General features: G+C 63.5%; 18 protein-coding genes. 7 read left to right on the forward strand and 11 right to left on the reverse strand.

Annotated elements, in window-relative coordinates; all coding sequences use genetic code 11:
- Window positions 1-32: 32 nt before the first annotated feature.
- Window positions 33-482 (forward strand): YtoQ family protein, encoded by a 450-nt coding sequence (locus ACTXGA_RS14610; protein ID WP_443394850.1) that lies wholly within the window; start codon window positions 33-35, stop codon window positions 480-482.
- A gap of 13 nt (window positions 483-495) precedes the next feature.
- On the opposite strand, the gene ACTXGA_RS14615 is transcribed toward ACTXGA_RS14610, so the two are convergent.
- Complete coding sequence (locus ACTXGA_RS14615; RefSeq protein ID WP_443394852.1) at window positions 496-2,019, reverse strand: hypothetical protein; 1,524 nt, start codon at window positions 2,017-2,019, stop codon at window positions 496-498.
- 221 nt (window positions 2,020-2,240) lie between these two features.
- Here ACTXGA_RS14615 and mscL point away from each other — a divergent pair, with 221 nt between their 5' ends.
- Both mscL and ACTXGA_RS14625 read left to right on the forward strand, forming a co-directional pair.
- On the forward strand, window positions 2,241-2,663 hold the full coding sequence (mscL, locus tag ACTXGA_RS14620; RefSeq protein ID WP_443394853.1) for a large conductance mechanosensitive channel protein MscL: 423 nt from the start codon (window positions 2,241-2,243) through the stop codon (window positions 2,661-2,663).
- Between the two features lie 70 nt (window positions 2,664-2,733).
- Window positions 2,734-3,621, forward strand: a complete 888-nt coding sequence (locus ACTXGA_RS14625) for a cation diffusion facilitator family transporter (RefSeq protein ID WP_443394855.1) — start codon at window positions 2,734-2,736, stop codon at window positions 3,619-3,621.
- A 48-nt stretch (window positions 3,622-3,669) separates the two neighbouring features.
- Here ACTXGA_RS14625 and ald read toward each other — a convergent pair whose 3' ends face one another.
- A complete protein-coding gene (gene ald, locus ACTXGA_RS14630; RefSeq protein WP_443394857.1) occupies window positions 3,670-4,788 on the reverse strand; it encodes an alanine dehydrogenase in 1,119 nt (372 codons plus the stop codon).
- Between the two features lie 140 nt (window positions 4,789-4,928).
- On the opposite strand from ald, the gene ACTXGA_RS14635 reads away from it, so the two are divergent.
- Window positions 4,929-5,387 carry an Lrp/AsnC family transcriptional regulator gene (locus tag ACTXGA_RS14635; RefSeq protein WP_443395008.1) on the forward strand — a complete coding sequence of 153 codons (459 nt, stop codon included), beginning with the start codon at window positions 4,929-4,931 and terminating at the stop codon, window positions 5,385-5,387.
- Between the two features lie 113 nt (window positions 5,388-5,500).
- A complete protein-coding gene (locus tag ACTXGA_RS14640; RefSeq protein WP_443394859.1) occupies window positions 5,501-6,526 on the forward strand; it encodes a Hint domain-containing protein in 1,026 nt (341 codons plus the stop codon).
- A gap of 3 nt (window positions 6,527-6,529) precedes the next feature.
- Here the strand turns inward: ACTXGA_RS14640 and ccoS are convergent, their stop codons facing one another.
- From ccoS to ACTXGA_RS14665, 5 genes are all read right to left on the reverse strand, one after another.
- Window positions 6,530-6,688 (reverse strand): cbb3-type cytochrome oxidase assembly protein CcoS, encoded by a 159-nt coding sequence (ccoS, locus tag ACTXGA_RS14645; RefSeq protein WP_443394861.1) that lies wholly within the window; start codon window positions 6,686-6,688, stop codon window positions 6,530-6,532.
- 9 nt (window positions 6,689-6,697) lie between these two features.
- Window positions 6,698-8,884 (reverse strand): heavy metal translocating P-type ATPase, encoded by a 2,187-nt coding sequence (locus tag ACTXGA_RS14650; RefSeq protein WP_443394863.1) that lies wholly within the window; start codon window positions 8,882-8,884, stop codon window positions 6,698-6,700.
- Window position 8,885: 1 nt separating this feature from the next.
- Window positions 8,886-9,350 (reverse strand): FixH family protein, encoded by a 465-nt coding sequence (locus ACTXGA_RS14655; RefSeq protein WP_443394864.1) that lies wholly within the window; start codon window positions 9,348-9,350, stop codon window positions 8,886-8,888.
- The gene (ccoG, locus tag ACTXGA_RS14660; protein WP_443394865.1) at window positions 9,350-10,783 is read right to left on the reverse strand and encodes a cytochrome c oxidase accessory protein CcoG; all 1,434 of its coding nucleotides are present in this window, start codon (window positions 10,781-10,783) and stop codon (window positions 9,350-9,352) included. The genes ACTXGA_RS14655 and ccoG overlap by 1 nt, the downstream gene beginning before the upstream one ends.
- A 95-nt stretch (window positions 10,784-10,878) precedes the next feature.
- Window positions 10,879-11,754 carry a LysR family transcriptional regulator gene (locus tag ACTXGA_RS14665; RefSeq protein ID WP_443394867.1) on the reverse strand — a complete coding sequence of 292 codons (876 nt, stop codon included), beginning with the start codon at window positions 11,752-11,754 and terminating at the stop codon, window positions 10,879-10,881.
- A 100-nt stretch (window positions 11,755-11,854) separates the two neighbouring features.
- Here ACTXGA_RS14665 and ACTXGA_RS14670 point away from each other — a divergent pair, with 100 nt between their 5' ends.
- Window positions 11,855-12,010 (forward strand): hypothetical protein, encoded by a 156-nt coding sequence (locus tag ACTXGA_RS14670; RefSeq protein ID WP_443394868.1) that lies wholly within the window; start codon window positions 11,855-11,857, stop codon window positions 12,008-12,010.
- Between the two features lie 434 nt (window positions 12,011-12,444).
- Here the strand turns inward: ACTXGA_RS14670 and ccoP are convergent, their stop codons facing one another.
- From ccoP to ccoN, 4 genes are read right to left on the reverse strand one after another with little or no spacing between them, the layout of a single operon-like run.
- The gene (ccoP, locus tag ACTXGA_RS14675) at window positions 12,445-13,326 is read right to left on the reverse strand and encodes a cytochrome-c oxidase, cbb3-type subunit III (RefSeq protein WP_443394870.1); all 882 of its coding nucleotides are present in this window, start codon (window positions 13,324-13,326) and stop codon (window positions 12,445-12,447) included.
- A gap of 13 nt (window positions 13,327-13,339) precedes the next feature.
- Window positions 13,340-13,537, reverse strand: a complete 198-nt coding sequence (locus tag ACTXGA_RS14680; RefSeq protein WP_443394871.1) for a cbb3-type cytochrome c oxidase subunit 3 — start codon at window positions 13,535-13,537, stop codon at window positions 13,340-13,342.
- 12 nt (window positions 13,538-13,549) lie between these two features.
- Complete coding sequence (ccoO, locus tag ACTXGA_RS14685; protein ID WP_443394873.1) at window positions 13,550-14,278, reverse strand: cytochrome-c oxidase, cbb3-type subunit II; 729 nt, start codon at window positions 14,276-14,278, stop codon at window positions 13,550-13,552.
- A gap of 12 nt (window positions 14,279-14,290) precedes the next feature.
- The gene (gene ccoN, locus ACTXGA_RS14690; RefSeq protein ID WP_443394875.1) at window positions 14,291-15,901 is read right to left on the reverse strand and encodes a cytochrome-c oxidase, cbb3-type subunit I; all 1,611 of its coding nucleotides are present in this window, start codon (window positions 15,899-15,901) and stop codon (window positions 14,291-14,293) included.
- Window positions 15,902-16,095: 194 nt separating this feature from the next.
- Between ccoN and ACTXGA_RS14695 the strand changes: the two genes are divergently transcribed.
- Window positions 16,096-16,935 carry a universal stress protein gene (locus ACTXGA_RS14695; protein WP_443394877.1) on the forward strand — a complete coding sequence of 280 codons (840 nt, stop codon included), beginning with the start codon at window positions 16,096-16,098 and terminating at the stop codon, window positions 16,933-16,935.
- Window positions 16,936-16,975: the final 40 nt, after the last annotated feature.

Raw genomic sequence — 16,975 nt, forward strand, 5'->3', positions numbered from 1 at the left:
AACAGCGCCCTTTTTCACGGAAAGGAGCGGACATGGGACTGAACGTCTATCTCTCGGGCGAGATTCACACCGACTGGCGCGAACAGATCATCGAGGGTGCGCAGGGGCTGGACATCACATTCAACGCGCCGGTGACGGACCATGCGGCCAGCGACGATTGCGGCGTGGCGATCCTGGGCGAAGAGCCGAACAAATACTGGCACGACCACAAGGGCGCGATGGTCAACGCGATCCGCACCCGCAAGGGGATTGCCGACGCGGATGTTGTCGTCGTGCGCTTTGGCGAGAAATACAAGCAGTGGAATGCCGCCTTTGATGCGGGCTATGCCAGCGCACTGGGCAAATCGCTGATCATCCTTCAGCAGCCGGAACATGACCACGCGCTGAAAGAGGTGGATGCGGCGGCCCTTGCCGTGGCGCGCACGCCGCAGGAGGTGGTGCAGATCATGCGCTACGTGTTGACCGGCTCGCTGCCGGGTTGAACCGTGTCAGTGGTCAGCGCAGGTACTTGGCGCTGGCCCAGCCCTCTTTGCCGTTCCCTAGATCGGCGTTCCACCAGACGATATCGTTGTTGAAACAGGCGTTGATCGTGTCGATGATCTTCTGCCGCTCGTCCGCTGGCAATTTCGCTGCTTCGGCCCAGCCGGTGCAGGCGTCAAAGCAAACGCTGCGCTCTTCCTCTGTCCCGATCAGCTTGCCGGAGCTTTTGCCGCGCCAGAGGCGGCTGTAGTTATAGGCTTTGCCGACCTGTTTTGAGGCTGCGTCGGGGCTTTCGTGCAGGAACACGTGTCCTTGGGGCGCAACCACGCCGATCATATGATCCTCGGCCGCGCCGCAGGACAGGCCCGCAGGCGGCATCAGGGCCTTTTCGATCTCGTCGGCCTCAGCCTCGATCCGGCGCGCCATCTCCGGCAGGTCGCGCAGGGGCGTTTCGGACGGGAAGATGGTGATCGTGTCGTAAAATTCCATCACCGGTGTCACGTCCTGCGGGCCGCAGTATTCGAAGAAAGACGTACCGAGGACAGAATCCCCGCCGCAGGCGCCCACTGTCATCACCCTTGCGCCGTTCGGGCCGTCATAGGTGTCCATGTCGATCTGGCAGTAGCGCTCTCCCATGCGTCCATCGGCATGAAAGAACGCGTCGCGCCCCGACACACTGTAGATGGGCGTATAGATTTCCACGGGCTCGCCCGCGCGCAATGAGCCCTGCGCGTATCGCGTTGTCAGCCGCAGCAGCGTGTCGGTGTCGGCATTGCGCACCGGGGTCGGCGCGCCGCCCACGTGCCAGTTCGAGAGGTTGTCGCAGGCGTTCAGCGCCTCGCGCGCACTGGTGCGTTCCGGCGCATCGTAGCCAAAGACGGTAATGTCCCATCGTCCGGCTTTGTCCACCGTGTCGATGTAAAAGAAATCCTGCCCCTTGTGTTCCAGCAGCGCTTCGACAAGGTCGGCCTTCATGGCTGGTGCGCCCTCGGCGGGCTTCCAGCGGTTTGCCATGCGCATGAATTCCAGCGACGACAGGATGGCCAGATCAAAGCTCTGCTGGATGTCCGCGCGGCTGTAGGACCTGTCCGGTGCCTCGAACGAGGGGCGGTGGAATCCCAGCGTGCCGTTCACATGCAGCCGCCGCGAAAATTCCATCAGCACCCGGTTGTCACCGATATCCGTGGTCAGTTCGCCCCCGTCGATCGCCCCCAGCATGAAGATGATGGAACAGGCAGACAGGCATTCCGCGCCGTCGTCGATCACCGTGCCGATGCGGTTTTCCTCGACAAAGGCCGCGATCTTGGTTCCTTCCAGCAGCGACCCGCCCGGACTGTCCAGACAGACCGCAAGGTTGCGCGCAAACTCCGCCCGGGCTTTCCATTCGGGCAGCGCCGCGACGAATTTCTGCGAGTCCCCCTCGACGATCTGCCCGGAAAGACGGGCAAGGCAATAAGGCGATTCGACCGATTCCAGCGTGGCGGCATGCGCCGCAGGGGCCAAAAGAGTGATCACCAAAAGGACAATGGCGCGGATCATTCCAATCCTTTCAATTGCTTGCTCGGCGGGCAGGCTAATTCGCAATGCCAATGCGGACAAGCCCGGCCATGCGGCGCGGCCAGGCCGAAGTTGACGTGAAGAGCGGTGGGGGGAAAGCAGAGGTCCTTTTTCCCGGTGCCAGAGGCAATTCTTTGTGCGATTGCCGTTTCACACAACGAATGGGACGGGCAGGAGCGCCCGGAATCACGAGGGGACAAACCATGATTCAGGAATTCAAGGACTTCATCGCTAAAGGCAATGTCATGGACATGGCCGTTGGTATCATCATCGGCGCGGCCTTCACCGCGATCGTTGCATCGCTGGTGGGCGACATCATCAACCCGATCATCGCGCTGTTCACCGGCGGGATCGATTTCTCGGGCTGGTTCTACTCTTTCGACGGCAATGAGTACGCCTCTCTCGACGCCGCGACCGAAGCCGGCGCACCGGTCTTTGCCATCGGCAAGTTCGTCATGGCGATCATCAACTTCCTGATCATCGCCTTTGTCGTCTTCCTGCTGGTCAAGATGGTGAACCGCGTCAAGGACGCCGCCGAGAAGAAGGAAGAAGCGGTCGAAGAAGCGCCCAAGGGCCCGACCGAGCTGGAAGTCCTGCTGGAAATCCGCGACTCGCTGAAGCGCTGAACATCGCACCGGTTGCGCAGGAGCGGGGGCTTGGCTATCAGGCCCCCGCAAACGCGTCCGGGAGCGCCCCATGCCTAGAGCCGTCAGAATTGCACTGGGCAGTATCGCCATCGGCCTTATCGTGCTGGCGATCAAGACACTGGCCTGGTGGCTGACCGGGTCGGTGGCGCTGCTTTCCGATGCTCTGGAAAGCATCGTCAACGTGGCGACCGCCGTTGCGGCCTTTGTCGCCGTTCGCATCGCGGCCCAACCGGCCGATGCGGACCATCCTTTCGGACATCACAAGGCGGAATACTTCAGCGCGGTCATGGAAGGCGTGCTGATCGTCGTCGCCGCCGTCTTTATCCTGAACGAAGCCTGGAGCGCATGGAACGCCCCCGTGGCGATCGATGCGCCGTGGACAGGTCTGGCGCTTGTGGCGCTGGCCAGCGGGATCAACGCCGTCTGGGCGTTTCTGTTGATCCGCGAAGGGCGACGCCTGCGCTCACCGGCGCTTGCCGCCGACGGCAGGCACCTGATGACGGATGTGATCTCTTCCGCCGGTGTGGCGGTGGGCGTGGTCGCGGCCGTTCTGACCGGGGCGCTGTGGCTGGATGCCTTGCTGGCGGCCTTGGTCGCGGTCAACATCCTGTGGTCCGGCTGGCAGGTGATCCGTGGCTCGGTGGCCGGGTTGATGGACGTCAGCGTACCGGAAACCGATCTGGAGCAGATGCGCACGCTGATTTCGGAGAATGCCGCGGGCGCGGTCGAGGCGCATGACCTGCGGGCGCGTCACGCCGGGGCGGCCACTTTCATAGAATTCCATCTGGTGGTGCCGGGGGACATGACGGTGGATGAGGCCCACGACATCTGTGACCGGATAGAGGCGGCGTTGAAAGCCGGATTTGACGAATGCCGCATCACCATCCATGTCGAACCCGACCACAAGGCCAAGCATAGCGGCATCATCGTCTTGTAAAGCCTCCCCGCCACTGGCGGGGAGACCGTTTTCACTGTCGGGGGGATCTCAGTCCTTGATCGCCAGTTGCGGCGAGGTCACGTCCATGCCCAGGGCCTTGCCCACCGCATAGTAGGTCAGCTTGCCCGCGTGCACGTTCAACCCGTTCATCAGGTGCGGGTCGTCAGTGCAGGCCTGACGCCAGCCCTTGTCCGCCAGCGCCAGCATGAAGGGCATGGTGGCGTTGCCCAACGCGATGGTCGAGGTGCGCGCTACGGCGCCGGGCATGTTGGCCACGCAGTAGTGCATGATGCCGTCCACCTCATAGATCGGGTCAGCGTGGGTGGTGGCCCGCGAAGTCTCGAAACATCCGCCCTGGTCAATGGCCACGTCGACCAGCGCCGAGCCGGGCTTCATGTGGGCGAAATCGGCGCGCTTGACCAGCTTGGGCGCCTCGGCGCCGGGGATCAGAACGGCCCCGATCACCATATCGGCCTGGCTGAGGTGCTCTGCCAAAAGCCCCGCGCTGGAATAGCCAGTGCGGAAGGTGCCGCCAAAGACATCGTCAAGGTAGCGCAGGCGCGGCAAAGAGCGGTCCAGCACGGTCACGTCCGCGCCCATGCCTGCCGCGATGCGCGCCGCGTGGGTGCCGACGACACCGCCGCCTACGACCAGAACCCGCGCCGGGCCGACACCGGGCACGCCGCCCATCAGAACGCCACGGCCGCCGTTGGCCTTTTGCAGCGTCCACGCGCCCACCTGCGGCGCCAGACGGCCCGCAACCTCGGACATCGGCGCCAGCAGCGGCAGGCCGCCACGGTCGTCGGTCACGGTTTCATAGGCGATGGCGGTACAGCCAGAGGCCAGCAGATCCTTGGTCTGCTCCGGATCGGGGGCAAGGTGCAGGTAGGTGAACAGCAACTGCCCTTCGCGCAGCATGGCGCGTTCGGAGGCCTGCGGTTCCTTGACCTTCACGATCATCTCGGCTTCGGCGAAAATCTCTGCGGCAGTCTCTGCCAGACGTGCGCCTGCGGCGGTATAATCCTCATCCGGGAACCCGGCGCCCGCTCCGGCGCCTTTCTGAACGATGACCTCATGGCCATGTTCCGCCGCCTCGCGGGCGGCGTTGGGCGTCAGACCGACGCGGAATTCCTGCGGTTTGATTTCGGTGGGGCAGCCGATCTTCATTTTGGGGGGTGTCCTCCTCGCTTGATTGCGGAATTATGCCACAGGAGACTTGCAATGGGTTGCCAAGCTTGCGATCCCTTCCGGACGGCTTTGCACGATCCTGCGAAGCTTTGGCGGAAATGCAGGAGGATCTTGCACAAATGTCGCTGGATGAGACGGACCGGCGTATCCTCGTGGCGCTTCAGCGCAAGGGTCGCATGTCAAACGCCGAGCTGTCAGAGGCGGTTCACCTGTCCCCTTCGGCCTGTCACCGTCGCGTACAGCGTCTGGAAAACGACGGCTACATCCGCGATTACGTGGCACTGCTGGATGCGCGGCGGTTGGGCCTGCCGACCACCGTTTTTGTCGAGATCAAGCTGACCGCGCAGGCGGATGAGGTGCTGGAGGCCTTTGAAAAGGCCGTGGCGCGGGTGCCGGATGTGCTGGAATGTCACCTGATGGCGGGCACGGCGGATTACATCCTGAAGGTGGTGGCCGAGGATACGGAGGATTTTGCCCGCATCCACCGCCAATACCTGACCCGTCTGCCGGGAGTGGCGCAGATGCAAAGCTCTTTTGCGCTGCGCACGGTGTTCAAGACGACGGCGCTGCCGGTCTGACGCCAGATAGAATTTTACCAAGATTGTCGATAAAAGGATCGGCGTGTCATCCACGCGATTAAACGGCTTTTTCAGAATTTCTGCCAAACCCGTCGCCAAGACGGAGGTGGCCCATGCCCTTTAGTATCTTTGCCGTGGACAGCAGCTTTGCGGTATCGACCGGCAGCAATGTCAGATCGACGTCGACGACCTCTCGGTTCGACTATCCGCCGAACTCGACCAAGGACCTGATCATCACCACGAAAGCCGGGGATACCGATCCCCGCCTGTTCGAACTCGGCGATGTTTATGAGGTCAGTTTCGGCGGCAACGGCGCCTCCACGATCACCGATGCCGTGGTCATCCGCAGCGATGCCCCGCTGACCTATGAGTCGGACGGGACGACTCCCTCTGGCAATGAGGGGGTGATCGTGTTCGAGGGGCTGGATGAAAACGGCGACCTGACTCAGGTTGTCTGGACCCCCAATTTCGATCTCGAAAACTGGTACTGGACAAATTACACGCCCTCGGACAACCCGGAATTCTATACCGCCGACATGGATTCCGATTACACCCACGCGTACATCTGTTTCGAACGCACGGTGAAACTGGCCACACCCGTCGGCTACGTCCGCGCCGACAAGGTCGAGGTGGGGCAGACCCTCTGCACCTGGGGCGGGGTCAAGCGCGAGGTGCGCTGGATCGGGCGCAAGACCGTGGATGGCACCGGCGCGATGGCCCCGGTGCGCTTTGCCAAGGGGGCGATCGGCAATTTCGCCCCGATCAAGCTGTCACCGCAGCACCGCGTTCTGGTCAGTGCGCCGGGCGTCGAACAGCAGTTTGGCGCGCCGGATGTTCTGGTGCCCGCGATTTCTCTGGTGGACGGCAAACAGGTACGGCAGGTGTCGCGGGAAAAGGTGCAATATGTGCACATCCTTCTGGACCAGCACGATATCCTGATCGCAGAGGGCGCACCTTGTGAAAGCCTGCACCCCGGTCCAAGGACGCGCGAACTGCTGTCTCCGGAGGACCGCGCCGCCATTGATCTTGCCATGCAGGACAAGGTCACCGCGCCATGCAGGCCGCTGCTGCGGTCCCGCGATGGCAAGTCGCTGGCACCCCGGCGGCATGTGCCGGAACGGGGCAGGGCGCGCCTGTGACGCTCAGGGTTTCGGGTGGTCGTCGTATTCCCCCGACAGGATGCGCTGGGCATCGCCTTCGGGGTCGCTGTACTGGTCCGATTTCAGCGTGAACACGAAGAACGCCAGACCCAGGCCGCCCAGCACCAGCGAGATCGGGATCAGGTAGGTCAGCACGTTCATCGGAGTCTCCTATCGCAGCCGCAGCGCGTTGAGCGACACGGTAATGGAACTGGCCGACATGGCCAATGCGGCAATCAGCGGCGAGCAAAGCCCCGCCACCGCCAGCGGCACGGCAATCACGTTGTACCACGTGGCAACGGTGAAGTTTTCACGGATGCGCCGCGTCGCCTTGCGGGCGGTCCGCACCGCCTCCGGGATCGGCGCCAGCGTGCCGCCCAGCAACACGATGTCCGACGCCACCCGTGCCGCGTCCAGCGCCGAGGCCGGAGAGATCGAGGCATGGGCGGCGCTCAGCGCCGCGGTATCGTTCAACCCGTCGCCGACCATCAGCACATGGGCGCCGTCACCTGTCATGGCCTCGATGCGCGCGGCCTTGTCCTGCGGCAGCGCCTCGGCCATCCAGTGATCAATGCCAAGGCGGACTGCCAAGGCCTCGACCGCGCGGGTAGTATCGCCAGAGATCAGGATGACCTTCAGCCCGGCCTCTTTCAGCGCGCTGACGGCCTCTTCGGCCCCGTCGCGCAGCCGGTCGGTAAAGGTAAAGACCTGCGCCGGGCCATCCCCGACGCGTAGCCATGCGGCGGTCTGATCCGTCTGCCCGCCGCCGACCCATGTGGCCCGGCCCAGACGGACCTCCTGCCCACGCCAGATGCCTTGTGTGCCGTGGCCCGGCACCTCTGCCACGTGGCTCAGGGCAACCGGCTCGATCCCGGCATCCCTTGCGGCGGCGGTCAGCGACTGTGACAGCGGGTGGCTGGACCCTTCGGCCAGCGCCAGCGCGATTTCCAGATCGCGCCGCGTGAAATCATTCAGGTTGGTCAGTTCGGGCGTGCCTGCCGTCAGCGTGCCGGTCTTGTCAAAGACCACGGTATCCACCTGCGCAAGCCGTTCCAGCGCCGTGGCATCCTTGATCAGCAGGCCGCGCTTGAACAGGCGGCCAGAGGCGGCGGTTGTCACCGCAGGCACGGCCAGACCCAGCGCGCAGGGGCAGGTGATGATCAGCACGGCGGCGGCGATGTTCAGCGCCACACGCAGGTCGCCCGCGTAGATCAGCCAGCCGACAAAGGCGAGCGCTGACAGAATGTGTACGCCGGGCGCATAAAGCTTGGCCGCCCGATCCGCCAAAGACGTATAGCGAGAGCGGCCCGATTCAGCCACGGCCACCAGATCCGCCATGCGATGCAGCGAGGTGTCGCGGCCCACCGCCGTCGCCCGCACCACCAGCGGGCCGGTCAGGTTGACCTCTCCGGCGCTGACCGCACGGCCCGGTTCGGCAAAGACCGGGAGGGTCTCTCCGGTCAGCAGCGAACGGTCCAGCTCAGAGGTGCCCTGGGCAATCTCCCCGTCCACCGGCATCCGCCCGCCGGGGCGCACGCGGATCAGGTCGCCGACGCGCAATTCGCTTGCGGGCACCTGTTCCTCACCTCCCTCGGTCAGACGCCAGGCGCGTGGCACCTCCAGCGCGGCCAATTCCTCTGCCGCCGAGCGCGCGACAGACCGCGTGCGGTGGTCAAGGTAACGGCCCGTCAGCAGGAAAAAGGTCAGCGCGATGGCAGCGTCGAAATAGGCATGTTCGCCCGACAGCGCGGTTTCCCATAGCGATGTCACCACCGCCAACAGGATCGCCAGTGAAATCGGGACGTCCATGTTCAAACGCCCCGCCGACAGCGCGGTCCAGGCGTTGCGGAAAAACGGCATCCCCGAAAAGGCTACCGCCGGCAACACGATGGCGGCAGAGATCCAGTGGAACATGTCGCGCGTGGGCCCTTCGGCCCCGGACCAGACCGCGATGGACAGCAGCATCACGTTCATCGCGGCAAATCCGGCCACGGCCAGCCGCATCAACAGGTCGCGCCCGGCCTTGTCCGTGGCGGTGGCCGACAGCGCCGTGCTGTCCAGCTCATGCGCCTCATAGCCTGCGGCCTCGACCACCGGGATCATCTCGGCTGCGGTCACATCCGGATCGGCCTCGATGCTGACCCGCTTCATGGTCAGGTTCACCCGCGCCGAATGCACCTGCGGCAGCCCGTTCAGCGCGCGTTCCACAGCCGACATGCAGGCCGCGCAGTGAATGGTCGGCAGCGACAGGACGATATGCGCCTCTGTCGGCGCCTCCCGCGCCGCCAACGCCTCGGCGGCGGGGGCGGCGGAACAGGCCGGGCAGGCCGAAACCGGGGGGCGCAGCGTGGCCGTCATCTCAGTTGGACACCGTCATTTCCAGCCGCTGTTCGAACTCGGTCCCGTCCAGCGCGGTTGCCTTCAGCCAGACGTCCCAGTTGCCCGGCCGCAGATCGGTATAGGCCACATAGGCGTGTCCGTTGAAGGCAAATTCGGGCACGCGGTCATCGCTGACATTGGTCGGGCGACCCACCGTGGCCGACAGCTTGCCCGCCTGCACCGGGCGACCGTCCTCATCGGTGATCGACAGGATCAGCTTGTCACCTTCAAGGCGCGCCTCGACGTCCCAGCCCAGAGCCTCTTGCGCGGCGCGGCGTTTGTCAAAGGTCTGGCTGGCGATGTAGGAATTGCCCGTCTCCAGCCCCGGAAAGGTGCGCACCGCGTTCACGGCCAGCGCAATGTTGACCCCGATGATGATGGTAAAGGCCCCGCCGAAGATGGCCAGCGCATGCCAGCCGGTCAGTTTGCGTTCTTTCGCGGCCATCAGTTTGTCCTTCCGTTAAAGATCGTGTCGGTATAGGCGCGATCGTCGTTGGCAAGGTCCACGATCCACAGGCGGAACTCGGTACGTTCATTTTCCGCCGGATCGGTGCCCGGAGGCGCGATGACATGGACCTTCTGCAGGTAAGTCTGGTTCGCCGGGGCCGTAATCGCAAGGTACGGCGTGCCTTCGAGGTCGATCCTCAGATCGCGGTTGCCCGGAATGGCAAAGCGGAAATCCCGGTCCTCACCGTGCTTGTTGAGCAGGCGCACATCGTAAGTGTTGCGGATCGACCCGTCCGACAGGGTGACGAACGTCGGGTTGCGCACCGGGGCGACCGTCATTTCGATGTCGGGCCGGATGAACAGGGCAAAGACCAGACCGATACCCACAAGGCTCCACAGCGCGGTATACATCATCGTGCGCACGCGGAAGACATGCTGCCAGATCGGACGCGGCGGTTTGCCGGCACGCTCGCCCGCTTCGTCCGAAAGCGCGAGATAGTCGATCAGCCCTCGCGGCTTGCCGATCTTGGCCATCACGTCGTCACAGGCGTCGATACACAGCGCACAGGTGATGCATTCCATCTGCTGCCCGTCGCGGATGTCGATGCCCATGGGACAGACGTTCACGCAGGCCATGCAGTCGATGCAATCGCCCAGCTTGTCCGCGCCTTCGGACTTGCGGTGCTTGCCGCGCGGCTCTCCCCGCCATTCGCGGTAGCCGACGGTCAGGGTATCCTCGTCCATCATCGCGGCCTGAATGCGCGGCCACGGGCAGGCATAGATGCAGATCTGTTCACGGGCGAAGCCGCCAAAGAAGAAGGTCGTCGCCGTCAGGATCAGCATGGTGGTATAGGCGGCGGGATGCGCCTGCCCGGTGACAAGATCGACCAGCAGCGTCGGCGCATCGGCAAAATAGAACACCCAGGCACCGCCGGTGGCCAGTCCGATCAGGAACCACGCCACCCATTTTGTCACGCGCAGCCGGGCCTTGCGGAAATCCATCTTTTTCTGCCGGTGCAGGCGCAGACGCGCGTTGCGGTCGCCCTCGATCCAGCGCTCGACAAGGATGAACAGGTCCGTCCAGACGGTCTGCGGGCAGGCATAGCCGCACCAGACCCGCCCCAGCGCGGAGGTGAACAGGAACAGCCCCAGCCCCGCCATGATCAAGAGGCCAGCCACGAAATAGAATTCATGCGGCCAGATCTCGATCCAGAAGAAAAAGAAGCGGCGGTGGGCAAGGTCGATCAGAACCGCCTGATCCGGCAACTGCGGCCCCCGGTCCCAGCGGATCCAGGGCGTGATGTAATAGATGCCCAGCGTCACGATCAGGATGACCCATTTCAGGTTGCGGAAATTGCCGCTGACCCGGCGTGGAAAAATCGGCTCTCGCGAAGCGTAGAGCGAAGGGGCGGGGGAATTGTTGTCGGACACGGGGGAATCGCTCCGTTGAGGTCGGTGTTTGGCTGCGGTTGTCACAGAGCAGGCTTGCCGCAGCTTTGACCTGCATCAATTTCTTCATCTGATAGTCAGCTTTTCCGCGCCTCGCGACGCAGCCAAGTCAGAAAGGCTTTCAGCGGTGGGCGCGGCACACCGGGGCGGGTGACGATATGATAGCCCTTCTTGCGCGTGTCTGAAAACAGTTGGCGCAGGCGACCGGCCATGATGTCCTGTTCGACAAAAACACCGGCGACGATGGCGATGCCCTGACCGGCGCGCGCGGCCTCCAGCATCAGGTTGCCGGGCAGGGCGGTATAGCCCTTGCCCGCGTCGCGGTCGACGCCGTGTTCTGCAAACCAGTCCGTCGCCTCGCTGGTGCCCAGCTCCTGCAGCCAGTGATAGTCGCGCAGGTCCGCGGGGGAGCGGATCTCATCTTCGCCCACCAGTTCCGGTGCGGCGACCACCACGATGGGAGAGATCACCAGCAATTCCGCCTCCAGCCCCGCCCATTTCCCGTCGCCATAGCGCAGCGCCACGTCGATCCCGCCCGGCTCCAGCGTCTGCACCCTGGCGGTCGGGTCGATCATCAGGTTGATCTCGGGGTGCTGTTCCCGGAACTGGGTCAGCCGGGGCATCAGCCACGCGGCGGCAAAGGTCGGTGTGACCGAAATCTGCAAGGGGCGCGTGGCATCGGCGCCGGTCAGTGCGTCCACGGTCTGGGAAATGCTGCCGAACGCATCCAGCAGGCACCGGGCAAGGCGTTCGCCATCGGGTGTCAGGGCAAGCTTGCGCCCCGTGCGGTCCAGCAGGGCCACGCCAAGGTGACCCTCCAGCGCGCGCATCTGCTGGCTGATTGCAGCGTGGCTAACATTCAACAGGTCCCCCGCCGCGTTGACGGATCGCGTTTCCGCATAGGCAGAAAAGGCGCGCAGGGCGGAAAGAGGCGGCATCCCGGACCAGTTCATGTGTCATCTCAGCTTACATATCGGATTTCTTCCTGAGTCGCATGGAAGCGGCAAACCCGTCAAGTTGAGGATATCAGACAAGCCGCGAAGGAGACGCCAGATGTTCGGAATTTTTGCCCGCAGTTTCATGACCGCCACCGGCAACAGGCCCAAGCCGGAATGGCCTACCCGCCACGACCTGCCCAAGCTCAGCTGGCTTGAAGAGGATCTGCCGTTCCGCGGCAACGCGGGCCACAGAGGAGGACGTGATGATTGATCCCGTCGTCTACCAGCCCACCCTTTGGCGCGGTCAGGTGCCGCCGAAAGCGAAACGCAGATACCCCGCTCCGCGCAGGCCCCGCTGAGCGCGCCAAGGCCATCGCGGAGCACACTCCCGCCGCGATGGTCGACCCGGTGATTGATGGGAAAAGCAAAAGGGCGCTGATGTCCCAGGAAACGCGCGAACAGGACAGGACATCAGCGCCATACCCCGCCCTCTCGGGAGGGGAACTCGGGGTCAGGACCATGTCCCAACCTCTTTTATCATGATGGCAGTCCCGGGCGCGAAACGCATTGACCTGAGTCAATTGCCCCCGCGATGCCCACAAAAAATTCGGTTTTTGCGATCTGTGCTGGGCGGGTGATCCGGACCACAAAGAAAAAGCCCCCCGCCACTTGGGCGGAGGGCCTGTTCATGCGCTGCAGGGGGGCTCAGTTTTCTGAGGCTTCGCCGCCGCCCAGCCCGTGGACATAGGTGGCCACGGCGCGGATCTCTGCCTCGGACAGGCGATCCGTCCACGGGGGCATCACGCCGAAGCGCGAGTTGTGGACCGTCTCGTAGAGCGAGTCGTAGTCGCCGCCATAGAGCCAGATCGCGTCGGTCAGGTTCGGGGCGCCCTGGAACCGGTCGCCGGTGCCGTCTTCCATGTGGCAGCCGGTGCAGTTGATCTCAAAGACCTCCGCCCCGGCCTCTGCCGCTGCGGCGTCCTTCGGGGTCTGACCGGACATCTGCATCACGAAGTTGACGACCTGGTCGACCTCTTCCTTCTCCAGCAGTTCGTCACGCCCGAAGGCGGGCATTTCCGACCAGCGCGCCATGTCATCCACTTCGTTCCGGATGCCGTGGCTGATGGTCTCGTGGATCGCCTCGATCGAGCCGCCCCAGAGCCAGTCATCGTCCAGCAGGTTGGGATAGCCCTTGGCCCCCGCCGCGCCGGACCCGTGGCACTGTGCGCACCAGGTGCGGAAAACCGCGCCGCCGGCGTTGTTGGCAAAACCATGCAGGTCCGGATCGTCAGTGATGGCCGCCAGTTCGACAGAGGCCAGTTTTTCGTTGATCGGGGCGTTGGCCTCTTCAACCTTGGCGATGTCGGCGGCCACCTCTGCGCGGGTCGAAAAGCCCAGCAGACCGGGCGTCGCCCCCTTGATCCCCGGCCATGCCGGGTAGGCGATGGAATAGCCGATGGCCCAGACGATGCAGGCATAGAAGGTCCACAGCCACCACTTGGGCAGGGGCTTGTTGTACTCCTGGATGCCGTCCCACTCGTGTCCCGTCGTCTCGTAGTCGAGATCGTCGTTTTTCTTGTCACTCATTTTCCCGGCCTCCTCAGTTTGCGGCGGGTTTGTCAGCACCGCGCGGGGGCGCGGGACGATCTTCGTGGCGGAACGGGATGTTGGCGGTATCCTCGTGGACCTTTCCGGACCCGGGCCGGAAGGCCCAGATCACGATCCCGAGGAAGAAGACGAACATCGCCACAAGGCCCCAGCTGTCAGCCAGTTCGCGAAGGAAGGAATAGGTATCCATGTCTCTTCCTCCTCAGCGGCTTGCGTCAGGGGTGAAGGTCGAAAAATCGACCAGCGTGCCCAGCATCTGCAGGTAGGCGATCAGCGCGTCCGCTTCCGATACGCCGGGGGCGCCGTCAAAGTTGCGGACGTTGACCTTGTCGCCATAGCGCTCCAGCAGACCGTCATAGTCGCTGTCCGGATCGGCCTGCGCCTTGAAGTCCGCCTGCGCCGCCTCGATCATTTCGTCCGAGTAGGGGACGCCGACAATGCGGTTCGTGCTCATCAGGTCGGCGATGTAGGTGCCGTCGATCAGCTTGGCTTCGAGAAAGCCGTACTTGGGCATGACCGATTCCGGCACCACCGACTGCGGATTGCGCAGGTGGTCGACGTGCCATTCGTCCGAATAGCGGCCACCGACACGGGCAAGGTCAGGCCCCGTCCGCTTGGATCCCCACTGGAACGGGTGGTCGTATTTCGACTCCGCTGCCAGCGAGTAGTGACCGTAACGCTCGACCTCGTCGCGCATCGGACGGATCATCTGGCTGTGGCAGACGTAGCAGCCTTCGCGGATGTAGATGTCGCGTCCGGTCAGTTCCAGCGGCGTGTAGGGGCGCATGCCCTCGACGTCCTCGATGGTGTTTTCGAGGTAGAAGAGCGGCACGATCTGCACCAGCCCGCCGATGGTCACCACGAGGAAGGCAAAGATGGCCAGCAGCGTGACGTTGGTTTCCAGGACCTTGTGTTTGTTGAGAATGCTCATGTCCGGTCCCCCTTATTCGGCCGGAGTGGCATGAGCCGTGGCGGCACTGGCTTCGACAGCCGGTGCCCGTTTCACGGTCATCCACAGGTTGTAACACATGATCACGGCGCCGGCGACGTAGAGCAGACCGCCAATGGCACGCACGATGTACATCGGCAGCTTGGCCGCAACGGTGTCGGCGAAGGAGTTCACGAGGAAGCCGTTGGCATCCACTTCACGCCACATCAGGCCCTCCATGATACCGGTCACCCACATGGATGCCGCGTAGAGCACGATGCCGATAGTGGCGAGCCAGAAGTGCCAGGACACCATGCTGAGCGAATACAGACGCTCGCGGTTCCACAGTTTCGGCACAAGGAAGTAAAGCGCCCCGAAGGTGATCATGCCGTTCCAGCCAAGCGCGCCGGAATGGACGTGGCCGATGGTCCAGTCGGTGTAGTGCGACAGCGAGTTCACCGCACGGATCGACATCATCGGACCCTCGAAGGTGGACATGCCGTAGAAGCCGACGGAAATCACCATCATGCGGATAACCGGGTCGGTGCGCAGCTTGTCCCATGCGCCGGACAGGGTCATCAGGCCGTTGATCATGCCACCCCACGAGGGCATCCAAAGAACGACCGAGAACACCATGCCAAGGGTCGAGGCCCAGTCAGGCAGCGCGGTGTAGTGCAGGTGGTGCGGACCGGCCCAGATGTAGATGAAGATCAGCGCCCAGAAGTGGATGATCGACAGCTTGTAGCTGAACACCGGACGTTCGGCCTGCTTGGGGATGAAATAGTACATCATGCCCAAAAAGCCCGCGGTCAGGAAAAAGCCCACGGCGTTGTGGCCGTACCACCACTGCGTCATGGCATCCTGCACACCCGAGAAGACCTGAACCGACTTCGATCCCCAGATCGAGACCGGGATGCTGAGGTTGTTGAACACGTGCAGCATGGCGACGGTGATGATGAAGGACAGGAAGAACCAGTTGGCCACGTAGATGTGCGGCTCTTTCCGGCGGACGATGGTGCCGACAAAGACCGCAAGGTAGACAAGCCAGACGATGGTCAGCCACAGGTCCACGTACCACTCGGGCTCTGCGTATTCCTTGGACTGCGTACCGCCAAGGACATAGCCGGTGGCCGCAAGCACGATGAACAGGTTGTACCCCCAGAACACGAACCACGCCAGATTGCCGCCCCAGAGACGGGCCGCGCTGGTGCGCTGGACCACGTAGAAGGACGTCGCGATCAACGCGTTGCCACCAAAGGCAAAAATCACCGCAGAGGTGTGCAACGGGCGCAGGCGTCCAAAGTTCATGTAGCCCTGTGCCCAGTCGAAATTGAGCACCGGAAAGGCCAGTTGGGCGGCGATGAACGTGCCGGCCAGAAACCCGACCACGCCCCAAAGGGCGGTGGCGATGACGCCGTAGCGCACCACGCCGTCCATGTATTGCGTTTCATCGACGGGCTTCACCGGTTCGTCGGTGTTTCTCAGGACCCACAGGAACATGCCGGCCGAAACTGCCAGAATGATCAGTGCGTGGACCATGTAAGCCACATCTCGTGCATAGTTGGCCGCGATCATCGCGAAAATCGCGATGAGGCCAAGCACGATGAGCTTGAGGTAATTCAACATCTTTCGTCCCTTCGTCATACCCGCGCGATTCGTGGACCGCACGGGCGGTTGTTGACTGCGCCCGTGTTACAGACCTTATGTGAAATGTCTCTTTGATCTGCATCAATGGATCAGACCGCAGTGCTTGATGCGGGTCAATGTGTGACGAACGGCGCGGCACTAGTTTTACCAGTATGGAGACGACGGAGATCCCAATGCAGTTCAAATCGATTCTCACCGTGGTCACCGACCACGACCTGTTGGCCTCGACGCTGGATCATGCCGCCGCGGTGGCTCAGGGCTGCGGCGCGCATCTTGACGCGATCTGTTTCGGCGTGGATCGCACCCAGACGGGCTATTACTACGCAGGCGCCAACGCGATGGTCCTGCAGGAAACCCTGACCCGCGCCAATGCCGAGGCCGAGGCGCTGGCCGCCGCCGCCCGAGAGGCGCTGGGCAAGACCGATATCCTGTGGGGTGTCGATCACGGCGTGGCGCAACTGGCGGACATCGGTCGCCATGTGGCCGCGCGGGCGCGGTTCAACGATCTCGTGGTTCTGCCGCAGCCCTACGGGCCGGGCAGGGGCGTCGAGATGGAGCCGGTGATCGAAGGTGCCCTGTTCGACGGGCAGGTGCCGGTTCTGGTGGTGCCCGACGGTGTCGCGCCCAAGGCAAGCCCGGAACGGGTCGTGATCGCATGGAACGAAAGCAACGAGGCCCTGCGCGCCGTGCGCAGCGCGCTGCCGCTGCTGGTAAAGGCAAAAGCCGTGCATGTGGTTGTCATCGACCCACCCAAGCATGGCCCCAGCCGCTCGGACCCCGGCGGCTTGCTGTCCGAGTTCCTGGCCCGCCACGGCGTCAAGCCGGAGGTCGACGTGCTGGCCAAGACCCTGCCGCGCGTGTCGGACGTGCTGATGCGGCACGTCACGGACATTGATGCCGATATGGTGGTGATGGGCGCCTACGGGCATTCGCGCTTCCGCGAGGCAATTCTGGGCGGCGCCACGCGCAGCATGCTGGAACAGACCAAGGTGGCCGCCTTCATGGCGCACTGATGGTGGGGACGGTGGGCGCCGCTCGTGCCTGACGGCACAT

The organism is Antarctobacter jejuensis (genome assembly GCF_052266595.1).
Taxonomy (GTDB): Bacteria; Pseudomonadota; Alphaproteobacteria; order Rhodobacterales; family Rhodobacteraceae; genus Antarctobacter; species Antarctobacter jejuensis.

Bases quoted from the DNA above. Each gene is read 5' to 3' on its own strand.
- ACTXGA_RS14610 (WP_443394850.1), top strand. From the start codon at position 33: ATGGGACTGAACGTCTATCTCTCGGGCGAGATTCACACCGACTGGCGC.
- ACTXGA_RS14615 (WP_443394852.1), bottom strand. From the start codon at position 2,019: ATGATCCGCGCCATTGTCCTTTTGGTGATCACTCTTTTGGCCCCTGCG.
- mscL (WP_443394853.1), top strand. From the start codon at position 2,241: ATGATTCAGGAATTCAAGGACTTCATCGCTAAAGGCAATGTCATGGAC.
- ACTXGA_RS14625 (WP_443394855.1), top strand. From the start codon at position 2,734: ATGCCTAGAGCCGTCAGAATTGCACTGGGCAGTATCGCCATCGGCCTT.
- ald (WP_443394857.1), bottom strand. From the start codon at position 4,788: ATGAAGATCGGCTGCCCCACCGAAATCAAACCGCAGGAATTCCGCGTC.
- ACTXGA_RS14635 (WP_443395008.1), top strand. From the start codon at position 4,929: ATGTCGCTGGATGAGACGGACCGGCGTATCCTCGTGGCGCTTCAGCGC.
- ACTXGA_RS14640 (WP_443394859.1), top strand. From the start codon at position 5,501: ATGCCCTTTAGTATCTTTGCCGTGGACAGCAGCTTTGCGGTATCGACC.
- ccoS (WP_443394861.1), bottom strand. From the start codon at position 6,688: ATGAACGTGCTGACCTACCTGATCCCGATCTCGCTGGTGCTGGGCGGC.
- ACTXGA_RS14650 (WP_443394863.1), bottom strand. From the start codon at position 8,884: ATGACGGCCACGCTGCGCCCCCCGGTTTCGGCCTGCCCGGCCTGTTCC.
- ACTXGA_RS14655 (WP_443394864.1), bottom strand. From the start codon at position 9,350: ATGGCCGCGAAAGAACGCAAACTGACCGGCTGGCATGCGCTGGCCATC.
- ACTXGA_RS14665 (WP_443394867.1), bottom strand. From the start codon at position 11,754: ATGAACTGGTCCGGGATGCCGCCTCTTTCCGCCCTGCGCGCCTTTTCT.
- ACTXGA_RS14670 (WP_443394868.1), top strand. From the start codon at position 11,855: ATGTTCGGAATTTTTGCCCGCAGTTTCATGACCGCCACCGGCAACAGG.
- ccoP (WP_443394870.1), bottom strand. From the start codon at position 13,326: ATGAGTGACAAGAAAAACGACGATCTCGACTACGAGACGACGGGACAC.
- ACTXGA_RS14680 (WP_443394871.1), bottom strand. From the start codon at position 13,537: ATGGATACCTATTCCTTCCTTCGCGAACTGGCTGACAGCTGGGGCCTT.
- ccoO (WP_443394873.1), bottom strand. From the start codon at position 14,278: ATGAGCATTCTCAACAAACACAAGGTCCTGGAAACCAACGTCACGCTG.
- ccoN (WP_443394875.1), bottom strand. From the start codon at position 15,901: ATGTTGAATTACCTCAAGCTCATCGTGCTTGGCCTCATCGCGATTTTC.
- ACTXGA_RS14695 (WP_443394877.1), top strand. From the start codon at position 16,096: ATGCAGTTCAAATCGATTCTCACCGTGGTCACCGACCACGACCTGTTG.